Origin of the sequence: Pseudomonas sp. GM24 (assembly GCF_000282235.1) — a bacterium.
Classification (GTDB): Bacteria; Pseudomonadota; Gammaproteobacteria; order Pseudomonadales; family Pseudomonadaceae; genus Aquipseudomonas.
In genome coordinates this window covers 1-9,549 of sequence record NZ_AKJR01000103.1, presented here as the reverse complement: position 1 = coordinate 9,549, position 9,549 = coordinate 1, and the positions used below count along the sequence as shown (strand labels likewise).

The following is a 9,549-nucleotide window of genomic DNA, read 5'->3' as shown; positions in this document are numbered from 1 at the left end:
GGCCATCAGCCTCAACATTGATGTTGACTGAAAGACCGCTATCGCGAGCAGGCTCACTCCTACAAGGGGTGTTGCCTGAAGACTACCGGGTTACTGGCCCGGGATGTCCTTGCGCAGTTTCACCGGATCTTGCTGCTGTCGCTTCTTGGCCATTGCGCCGCGCAGCTTGATGTTGATCGCCTCAACCGCCAGCGAGAACGCCATGGCGAAGTAGACGTAGCCTTTCGGCACATGCACGTCGAACGACTCGGCAATCAGCACGGTACCGACCACCAGCAGGAACGACAGCGCCAGCATCTTCAGCGACGGGTGCTTGTCGATGAACTCGCTGATCTTGCCCGAGGCCAGCATCATCACCAGTACCGCCACAACGATCGCCGCAACCATCACCGGCACGTGGGAAACCATACCCACTGCGGTGATCACCGAATCCAGCGAGAAGACGATGTCGATGATCGCGATCTGGATGATGGTGTAAAGGAAGTTGCCACCCTTGCCACCCGGGGTTTCGTCGCTTTCGTCTTCGCCTTCCAGCGCGTGATACATCTCTTGCGAGCTCTTCCACAGCAGGAACAGACCACCGAAGAACAGAATCAGGTCACGGCCGGAAATGCCCTGACCGAACACTTCGAACAGGTCGGCGGTGAGGCGCATGACCCAGGTGATCGACAGCAGCAACAGGATGCGGGTGATCATGGCCAGGCCAAGACCGAAGATCCGGGTGCGCTGCTGCATGTGTTTCGGCATGCGGCTGACCAGGATCGAAATCATGATGATGTTATCGATGCCGAGGACGATTTCCAGGGCGGTCAGGGTGAAGAAGGCAACCCAGATTTCGGGGTTGGTCAGCCATTCCATGTGTATTCCTTTGAGCGATTGTTAAACCGAAAAAGGTCCGGGCTTCAAACCGCGAAGCCAGGACCCGAAACGGTGAGTCTTGGGCTTATAGAGTGCTGAACACCGGGAAAGTCCCCAACAGCAGTGCAGCAATCAGGATGCAGATACAAACCAGGATCGCCCATTTCAGGGTGAAACGCTGGTGGTCACCAAAATCAATGCCGGCCAAGGCTACCAACAGATACGTCGATGGCACCAACGGGCTCAGCAAGTGGACGGGCTGACCGACGATCGAGGCACGGGCCATTTCCACTGCGGTGATCCCGTAGTGGCTGGCGGCTTCGGCCAACACCGGCAACACGCCATAGTAAAACGCATCGTTGGACATGAAGAAGGTGAACGGCATGCTCACCAGCGCCGTGATCACCGCCAGGTACGGGCCGAGGAAATCCGGGATCACCGCCAACAGGCTCTTCGACATCGCATCGACCATGCCGGTGCCGCTCAGGATACCGGTGAAGATACCCGCCGCAAAGATCAGACCGACCACTGCCAGCACGCTACCCGCGTGAGCGGCGACACGATCCTTCTGCATCTGCAGGCAAGGGTAGTTGACGATCATGGCAATACTGAACGCAACCATGAACAGCACCGGCAATGGCAGCAGGCCGGCGATCAGGGTGCACATCAGGCCGAAAGTCAGGGCGCCGTTGAACCAGATCAGTTTTGGACGGCGGGCATCCGGGAACTGCGACACGCTGATTTCGCTGTGATCAATATCATCGCCAACCAGATGCAGCTCACCCAGACGCGCACGCTCACGTTTACCGTAGAAATAAGCGATAACCAGAATCGCCACCACACCAGCGGCCATGGCCGGAATCATCGGCACGAAAATGTCCGACGGATCGACATGCAGCGCACTCGCCGCACGCGCGGTCGGGCCGCCCCACGGCGTCATGTTCATCACGCCACCGGCGAGGATGATCAGACCGGCCATGATCCGCGGGCTCATGCCGATGCGGCTGTACAGCGGCAGCATGGCGGCCACGCAGATCATATAAGTGGTCGCGCCGTCACCATCGAGGGAAACGACGAGCGCCAGTACGGCGGTGCCGACCGAAACCTTCAGCGGGTCACCCTTGACCAGTTTGAGAATCTTGCGCACGGCCGGGTCAAACAGGCCGGAGTCAATCATCAGGGCGAAATAGAGAATCGCGAACATCAGCATCACGCCAGTCGGCGCGAGCTTGGTGATGCCTTCGAGCATCATCGGGCCGATCTTCGGTGCAAAACCGCCGAACAGGGCGAAGACGATCGGGATGATGATCAGAGCGATCAGCGCGGACAGGCGCTTGGTCATGATCAGGAACATGAACGTGATGACCATGGCGAAGCCAAGGAAAGTCAGCATGGGAATACTCCAGGCGTAGCGCGGCTAGTTAAATGAGCAGATCGGACGGGATCAGCGCAGAACGGGAAGCACGAGACGTACGGGCGGAGTGACAGCGAAAAGGCGGGCTACAGAGGACATCAGAATCACCATTGTTGTTGTTAATTGGGCCGTTCGTGCGAGGTATCACACGCGTTGGCCAACCGGTCTGTTGCCGGAAGTGGAGGCGATCCTAATCGGGGAAGCTTTCAGCTACCTTTCGCTTGAGAAAGCTTTGAATGAACGGTCAACCGGCCGTCGGATGCGAACTAGAGTCAATAAACACGGGAAGGGGAGCTTTCGAGATGAGCGAATTGCACAGCGGCAGCTGCCATTGCGGACACATTCGTTATCAGTTCAGCGGGGCCTTGCAGGATATCGCCCATTGCCATTGTTCGATTTGCCGCCGAGTCAGCGGCGGAATCGTCACGACCTGGATCACCGTGCCGGCAGCGAATTTTCAATGGCTGGCCGGCGTGCCTTCGCGATATGACTCGTCGGCCAGTTGCGCGCGGTTCTTCTGCCCGCACTGCGGCGCGCAACTGGCGCTGGTGACATTACTCAGCCCCGAGAGCATCGACGTGACCATCGCCACCCTTGATCACCCAGAGCAGGCACCCGCCGAGCGACACATCTGGACGGACAGCCAATTGCCCTGGCTGCATCTGGACGAGCATCTGCCAGGCGAGGCAGCAGAAACGATTTGATCAAAAAATAGACAGATCCAGCGTTCGGATCGCACCCATCCAGATCGCGTGCTCCGTATGGTCGAGCAAGTCATCGCCAGTGTCCGGGTGCAGAAACACCACCAAGCCTTTACGGTTCAGCGCCAGCCATGGCAGCACATCGCCAATCAGCTCGGGGCCGAAGGCCAATTGGCAACTCCAGTCCGGATGCGGCCCGACCGGGCGCTCGTGGACGCGGCCCATCTTCAATGAAAACAATTGCGCGGCCTGCTCGCACAAGGCCCGCGCCTGTTCAATGGTGTCGGCGTCAAAATAGACGTGGGCGTGGTAGCCCTTGATCGCTTGCATCGCAAACCCTCGGAAATCGGTTCGAACCCTCGGCGTTGCCCGTATGTCACACGCCATACAAGGGATAAGAAAAGGGATCAGCCATGAAAAATGCCGAAACCCCGGCGGTAAAAGTGGTGCTCTATGGTGCCATGAGTAGCCTGGGCAGCGCGTTGATGGCTGAATTGCTGCGTCGTCAGCACGAAGTCATCGCCATCCTCGACGATTTGACCGCACTCGCGCCGCGTCCTGGATTGCGCACCAAAACGGGCGATTTGTTCGACTCGGAACGGGTCAATCAGAGTGTGGCCGGCAGTTCGGCGGTCATCTGTTTACTGGATGCGCCGGGGTTACCGTTCAGCAGCGATCAGGTTGAACGCTCCGTAGTGCTCGGACCGGTCGAGCAAGTCCTGGCCGTCGACGCACTGGTTGATGGCCTGCAAGCGGCCAATGTGTCGCGGCTGGTTCTGGTGGGCGACTTTGCCGTACTTGATGAGCCGGATGTTGATGATCGCCTGCAACGTCATGCTGCCGAAGAAATTCGCGAAGCCGTGCAAAGCAGCCCGCTGCACTGGACGCTGGTCAATGCACCGCACGGCGTGGCCGGGCTGACCATCGAACATTTCAGTCAAGTCGGCGGCAACCTGGAACCGGGTCTGGCCGAACCGCTGGAGCGGCTGAATCGCGTGGCGGTGGGCATAGCCGATGAGCTAAGGCTGAATTTGCATGTGGGTGAACATGTGAATTTTGTGGCGGCTTCAGATTCGTAAAAGATCGCAGCCTTCGGCAGTTCCTACAGGGGACCGCGTTCCAGATGCAGGAGCTGCCGAAGGCTGCGATCTTTTGATCTTCAAACCGCAATCGAAGGCAATGCCAACCCATTGAGCGATTCAGCGCTACTCGCCTGCTCCACCATCAACCAATCGACAAACTGCTGAATCAGAGTGCCCCGGCGTTTGCGTTGCGGCAGCACCACGTAATAACCCAACCGCGACAGCGTCGTTTCAGCAATCGGCCGGCATAACAAACCCTGACTCAGCAAGTTATCCACAAGGTGCCGCCAGCCAATCGCCACGCCTTGCCCGCCAATCGCCGCTTGAATCAACAGCGTGTAATTGTCGAAGCGCAATTGCCCCGGCGCTGGCGGTGTATTGATACCCAGTTCACGGAACAGACCACTCCAGTCAAACCAGTTGCTGCTGTTTTCCCCGCGCAGGTGCAACAACGGAAACTCCAGCAACGCCTGAGCAGGCAAGGGCGGGGCGCGGTCCTTGAGCAATTGCGGACTGCACACGGGGAACACTTCTTCGCTGAACAGCCAATGGCTTTCACCCTGTTTAAAGCGCCCGTCGCCAAACAGGATCGCCACATCGATATCGGTGCGCAGCATGTTGTGGTTGCGTTCGCTGGTCACGAGGCTGACGTCGACCTGCGGATTGGCTTCGTGAAAGCGATGCAGGCGCGGCATCAGCCAATACGCAGCGAAGGCAAAATCAGTGGCAACCTGCAGGACTTCATGTTGCTGCTGTGCGCTGATCGCACTCAATCCTGCATCGATATTCTGCAAACCGAGGTTAACTTGCTCAAACAGTATCGCGCCGACTTCGGTCAGCTCGATGCCACGGTAGATGCGATCAAACAACCGCGTACCAAGTTTTTCTTCCAGCCGTTTGATCTGCTGGCTGATCGCCGGTTGTGTGGTGCCCAGCTCGACCGCCGCCGCGGTAAAACTGCGATGCCTGGCTGCGGCCTCGAAGGCGCGCAGCAGGTCGAGGGACAGATCCCCCAGAGCTTCATACATAAGCTGTGCTTATCCTAGTCATTGTCCGGCGCGGGCTTTACCGAATACAGCATGGACTCCATGCTCGATCGCAGCAATGTCGCATAAATATTCACTATGGAATGCCGCGATCACATGAAGCGCAAGAATATTCTTTTCATCATGGCCGATCAGATGGCCGCGCCAATGTTGCCGATCTACGGCCCGTCGCCAATCAAACTGCCGAATCTTTCCCGCCTCGCCGCCCAAGGCGTGGTGTTCGATGCCGCTTACTGCAACAGCCCGTTATGTGCGCCGTCGCGTTTCACCCTGGTCAGCGGCCAGTTGCCGAGCAAGATTGGCGCCTATGACAACGCGGCGGATTTCCCCGCCGACATTCCGACCTACGCCCACTACCTGCGCCGCCTCGGCTACCGCACCGCGCTGTCGGGCAAGATGCATTTCTGCGGCCCGGACCAGTTGCACGGTTATGAAGAACGCCTGACCAGTGATATCTACCCAGCAGATTACGGTTGGGCCGTGAACTGGGATGAGCCGGACGTGCGGCCGAGTTGGTATCACAATATGTCTTCGGTGCTGCAGGCCGGGCCGTGTGTGCGCACCAACCAGCTCGATTTCGATGAAGAGGTGGTGTTCAAGGCGCAGCAATACCTGTTCGATCACATTCGCGAGGATGGCGATCGCCCGTTCTGCCTGACCGTATCGATGACTCACCCACACGATCCCTACACCATTCCCAAGGCGTTCTGGGATTTGTACAACGATGCCGATATCCCGCTTCCGATCACGCCGGATCAACACGAACTCGATCCGCACTCGCAACGTCTGCTCAAGGTTTACGACCTGTGGGACAAGCCGCTGCCTGTGGATAAGATCCGCGATGCACGCCGGGCCTACTTCGGCGCCTGCAGCTATATCGACGCCAACGTCGGCAAACTTCTGCAAACCCTCGAAGAAACCGGACTAATTGACGACACCATCATTGTGTTCTCCGGTGACCACGGCGACATGCTCGGCGAGAAAGGCCTCTGGTACAAAATGCACTGGTACGAGATGGCGGCCCGTGTGCCCCTGTTGATAAGTGCCCCAGGCCAGTTCGATGCCGGGCGGGTTAGCGCAGCCGTGTCGACCGCTGACCTGTTGCCGACCTTCGTTGAACTGGCCGGCGGAACGCTGGAACCGGGCTTGCCGCTGGACGGCCGCTCACTGGTTTCACACCTGCAAGGGCAGGGCGGCCATGACCAAGTGTTTGGCGAATACATGGCCGAAGGCACCATCAGCCCGTTGATGATGATCCGTCGCGGCGCCTACAAATTTATCTACAGTGAAAGCGACCCTTGCCTACTCTTCGACGTAAATAACGATCCGCGTGAACTGGAAGAACTCAGCCAATCGCCGCAACATCGCCAGCTTTTCGACGATTTTATCGCCGAGGCGCGAGCCAAGTGGGACATCCCGGCAATACACCGCGACGTCCTCGCCAGCCAACGCCGTCGCCGATTTGTTGCCGACGCATTAACCATCGGCAAGCTGAAGAGCTGGGATCACCAGCCGCTGGTGGACGCCAGTCAGCAGTACATGCGCAACCACATCGACCTCGATGATCTGGAACGCAAAGCACGTTATCCACAACCCTGCCAAAACCAATAATGTTAAGGGGAAGTCCATGCGCAAGTTATCCACAGTAGTGACGGTTGGCCTGATCGCGTTGAGCAGCACTTCGGCCTTCGCCGAGCAGAGCTGCGACACGGTGAAAATGGCTGATCCGGGCTGGAGCGACATCGCCGCGACCAACGCCATCACCGGGTTTCTGCTGGACGGCATGGGCTACAAGGCCAAGGTCGACACCCTCGCGGTGCCGATTACTTTTGGCGGGTTGAAGGATGGCCAAGTGGATGTGTTCCTCGGCAACTGGATGCCGGCGCAGCAGGGCTTCTACGACAAGTTCGTCGCCACCGGCGATGTCACGCAACTGGCGAAAAACCTCGACGGCACCGAGTTCACCCTGGCTGTACCGGATTACGTGTGGGACGCCGGTGTGCATAACTTTGCCGACCTGAACAAATACGCCGACAAGTTCGAGCGCAAGATCTACGGCATCGGCTCGGGCGCACCGGCGAATATCTCGCTGCAGGAAATCATCAAGAAGAATGACTTCGACATGGGCCAGTGGAAGCTGATCGAGTCCAGCGAACAGGCGATGCTGGCTGAAGTGTCGCGGGCGGTGAAGAAACAGAAATTCGTCACCTTCCTCGGCTGGACCCCGCATCCGATGAACGTGCAGTTGAAGATGCATTACCTGAAGGGTGGCGAGAAGTACTTTGGCGACACTGGCAGCGTGTTTACGTTGACGCGCAAGGGCTACGCCGAGGCGTGTCCGAATGTGGGTAAATTGCTGACCAATCTTTCGTTCACTCAGGAGATGGAGAACAGCATCATGGCTGAGGTGGTGAACAAGAAGGTCACTAATGCCGAGGCGGCGAAGGCGTGGATCAAGGCGAACCCGGCGGTGCTGGACAAGTGGCTGGATGGCGTGAAGACCGTCGATGGCAAGGATGCGCTGGTGGCGGTCAAAGCCAAGCTCTGATCGTGGGATTGCTGGAATTGTGCACTGCTTGAGATTTTTGCCCCCTCACCCCAGCCCTCTCCCCCAGAGGGGGCGAGGGGGAAAGGGAGCCGATATTTGTTGCATTCAAAACTTGCGTTCAACTTTGAAATCGCAGGTTGATGAATCTCTGACAGACACCTCGGTCAGTCCCCTCTCCCAGAGGCCCCCTGACACCCTGATAACCTTGAATAAAACCCTAACCGCGAGGACCCATGGCCTTCCCCAGCCGCCACTCTCTCTTGCCCTTCCTCACCTGGCTACCGCGACAAACCCGCGCCAGCGTCGGACGGGATCTGATCGTCGGCCTCAGCGGTGCGATTCTCGCGTTACCCCAGTCGATTGCCTACGCGCTGATCGCCGGCCTCCCACCTGAATACGGCCTCTACGCCGCGATCATTCCGGTGTTGATCGCCTGCCTGTGGGGCTCATCCTGGCACTTGATCTGCGGTCCGACAGCGGCCATTTCCATCGTGCTGTACGCCAGCGTCAGTCCGTTGGCCGTGCCGGCCTCGCAGGATTACATCACGCTGATCCTGCTGCTGACCTTGCTCGCAGGGATTTTCCAGTGGCTGCTTGGCTTGCTGCGCTTCGGTGCGCTGGTGAATTTCGTCTCGCATTCGGTGGTACTCGGTTTCACTCTCGGCGCGGCGGTGGTGATCGCCATTGGGCAATTGCCGAATCTGTTGGGACTGGAATTACCGGCGAAAGCCACGGCGCTGGCTAGTCTGATGGATCTGCTGCAACACCTCAGGGCTGTGGATAAACCGTCGTTAGTTCTGGGCGTAGCCACGGTGGTGGTCGGCGTGGTGCTGAAACAACTGCTGCCACGCTGGCCAACGCTGTTGATCACATTGGTGCTGGCCAGTCTGCTGGTGTGGCTGTGGCCGGCGATGTTCGGGCATGTGCATCTGGTCAGCGCGTTTGTCGGGCGCCTGCCGCCGTTCAGTGGCTTGCCGCTGGATCTGGATTTGATCCTGCGTTTGCTGCCGAGCGCCGTGGCGGTGGGCATGCTCGGGCTGGTCACCAGCCTGTCGATCGCGCGCTCGATTTCCGCTCGGTCGCAACAGTTGCTCGATGCCAATCAGGAAGTTCGCGCGCAGGGTTTATCGAACATCGTCGGGGCGTTTTTTTCCGGGTCGCTGTCAGCCGGATCGTTTACCCGTTCGGGGTTGAGCTACGAGGCGGGCGCCTGTTCGCCATTGGCCGGGATCTTTTCAGCGATCTGGGTGGCGTTGTTTGCGATTTTCGGCGCCGGTCTGATTTCGCACATTCCCATTCCGGCAATGGCGGGCAGCATTCTGCTGATCGCCTGGGGCCTGGTCGATCATCGCGGCATTCGCGCGTTGCTGCGAGTCAGCCGTGCCGAGTTCGTGGTAATGGCGCTGACTTGCCTGGCGACATTGCTGCTGGAATTGCAGACGGCGATTTATGCCGGGGTGCTGGCATCACTGTTCTTCTACCTCAAGCGCACCTCGCAACCGCGTGTGCAGCATTGGCGCGACGGTGAGGATGATGTTTTGCGCGTCGGCGGCTCGATCTTTTTCGGCGCCAGCCATTACCTGCAAGTGCGCCTGCAGCGCCTGCACGGCGCGCGGGTGGTGATCGAGGCGCAGCAAATCAACTTCATCGACTATTCGGGGGTGGAGATGCTGCATCAGGAGGCGCGGCGTTTATTGCGCCAGAATCGCAGCCTGACCTTGCGCCGGGCGCGGCCGCAGGTGGTGGAGGAATTGAGGAAGCTTGAGGGGCCGGAGAAATGTCCGATCCGGTTTGAGGATTGATTGGCGATCGAGGTAATCCTTGTGGGAGCGAGCCTGCTCGCGAAGACTGCGGCACATCCAACATTGATGTGTCAGACAGACCGCTTTCGCGAGCAGGC

At 58.7% G+C, this 9,549-nt stretch carries 9 protein-coding genes; 5 read left to right on the top strand and 4 right to left on the bottom strand.

What is annotated here, in order from left to right; translation table 11 throughout:
- Positions 1-90: 90 nt before the first annotated feature.
- Both PMI23_RS13910 and PMI23_RS13905 read right to left on the bottom strand, forming a co-directional pair.
- Positions 91-858 (bottom strand): TerC family protein, encoded by a 768-nt coding sequence (locus PMI23_RS13910; protein ID WP_007911817.1) that lies wholly within the window; start codon positions 856-858, stop codon positions 91-93.
- Between the two features lie 85 nt (positions 859-943).
- Positions 944-2,251 carry a CitMHS family transporter gene (locus tag PMI23_RS13905; RefSeq protein WP_007911819.1) on the bottom strand — a complete coding sequence of 436 codons (1,308 nt, stop codon included), beginning with the start codon at positions 2,249-2,251 and terminating at the stop codon, positions 944-946.
- Positions 2,252-2,574: 323 nt separating this feature from the next.
- On the opposite strand from PMI23_RS13905, the gene PMI23_RS13900 reads away from it, so the two are divergent.
- Positions 2,575-2,976 (top strand): GFA family protein, encoded by a 402-nt coding sequence (locus tag PMI23_RS13900; RefSeq protein WP_007911834.1) that lies wholly within the window; start codon positions 2,575-2,577, stop codon positions 2,974-2,976.
- Here the strand turns inward: PMI23_RS13900 and PMI23_RS13895 are convergent, their stop codons facing one another.
- A complete protein-coding gene (locus PMI23_RS13895; RefSeq protein WP_007911836.1) occupies positions 2,977-3,303 on the bottom strand; it encodes a DOPA 4,5-dioxygenase family protein in 327 nt (108 codons plus the stop codon). It abuts the gene before it with no gap.
- A gap of 83 nt (positions 3,304-3,386) precedes the next feature.
- On the opposite strand from PMI23_RS13895, the gene PMI23_RS13890 reads away from it, so the two are divergent.
- A complete protein-coding gene (locus tag PMI23_RS13890) occupies positions 3,387-4,052 on the top strand; it encodes an NAD(P)-dependent oxidoreductase (RefSeq protein ID WP_007911838.1) in 666 nt (221 codons plus the stop codon).
- Positions 4,053-4,132: 80 nt separating this feature from the next.
- On the opposite strand, the gene PMI23_RS13885 is transcribed toward PMI23_RS13890, so the two are convergent.
- Positions 4,133-5,083 carry a choline sulfate utilization transcriptional regulator gene (locus tag PMI23_RS13885; protein ID WP_007911840.1) on the bottom strand — a complete coding sequence of 317 codons (951 nt, stop codon included), beginning with the start codon at positions 5,081-5,083 and terminating at the stop codon, positions 4,133-4,135.
- Between the two features lie 114 nt (positions 5,084-5,197).
- Here PMI23_RS13885 and betC point away from each other — a divergent pair, with 114 nt between their 5' ends.
- The 3 genes from betC to PMI23_RS13870 all read left to right on the top strand — a co-directional run bounded on the left by betC (position 5,198) and on the right by PMI23_RS13870 (position 9,451).
- Positions 5,198-6,712 carry a choline-sulfatase gene (betC, locus tag PMI23_RS13880; RefSeq protein WP_007911842.1) on the top strand — a complete coding sequence of 505 codons (1,515 nt, stop codon included), beginning with the start codon at positions 5,198-5,200 and terminating at the stop codon, positions 6,710-6,712.
- A 16-nt stretch (positions 6,713-6,728) separates the two neighbouring features.
- The gene (choX, locus tag PMI23_RS13875) at positions 6,729-7,649 is read left to right on the top strand and encodes a choline ABC transporter substrate-binding protein (protein ID WP_007911844.1); all 921 of its coding nucleotides are present in this window, start codon (positions 6,729-6,731) and stop codon (positions 7,647-7,649) included.
- A gap of 233 nt (positions 7,650-7,882) precedes the next feature.
- The gene (locus PMI23_RS13870) at positions 7,883-9,451 is read left to right on the top strand and encodes a SulP family inorganic anion transporter (protein ID WP_007911846.1); all 1,569 of its coding nucleotides are present in this window, start codon (positions 7,883-7,885) and stop codon (positions 9,449-9,451) included.
- Positions 9,452-9,549: the final 98 nt, after the last annotated feature.

Excerpts from the sequence above, each read along its gene's own strand:
- PMI23_RS13910 (WP_007911817.1), bottom strand. The coding sequence starts at position 858 with ATGGAATGGCTGACCAACCCCGAAATCTGGGTTGCCTTCTTCACCCTG.
- PMI23_RS13905 (WP_007911819.1), bottom strand. The coding sequence starts at position 2,251 with ATGCTGACTTTCCTTGGCTTCGCCATGGTCATCACGTTCATGTTCCTG.
- PMI23_RS13900 (WP_007911834.1), top strand. The coding sequence starts at position 2,575 with ATGAGCGAATTGCACAGCGGCAGCTGCCATTGCGGACACATTCGTTAT.
- PMI23_RS13895 (WP_007911836.1), bottom strand. The coding sequence starts at position 3,303 with ATGCAAGCGATCAAGGGCTACCACGCCCACGTCTATTTTGACGCCGAC.
- PMI23_RS13890 (WP_007911838.1), top strand. The coding sequence starts at position 3,387 with ATGAAAAATGCCGAAACCCCGGCGGTAAAAGTGGTGCTCTATGGTGCC.
- PMI23_RS13885 (WP_007911840.1), bottom strand. The coding sequence starts at position 5,083 with ATGTATGAAGCTCTGGGGGATCTGTCCCTCGACCTGCTGCGCGCCTTC.
- betC (WP_007911842.1), top strand. The coding sequence starts at position 5,198 with ATGAAGCGCAAGAATATTCTTTTCATCATGGCCGATCAGATGGCCGCG.
- choX (WP_007911844.1), top strand. The coding sequence starts at position 6,729 with ATGCGCAAGTTATCCACAGTAGTGACGGTTGGCCTGATCGCGTTGAGC.
- PMI23_RS13870 (WP_007911846.1), top strand. The coding sequence starts at position 7,883 with ATGGCCTTCCCCAGCCGCCACTCTCTCTTGCCCTTCCTCACCTGGCTA.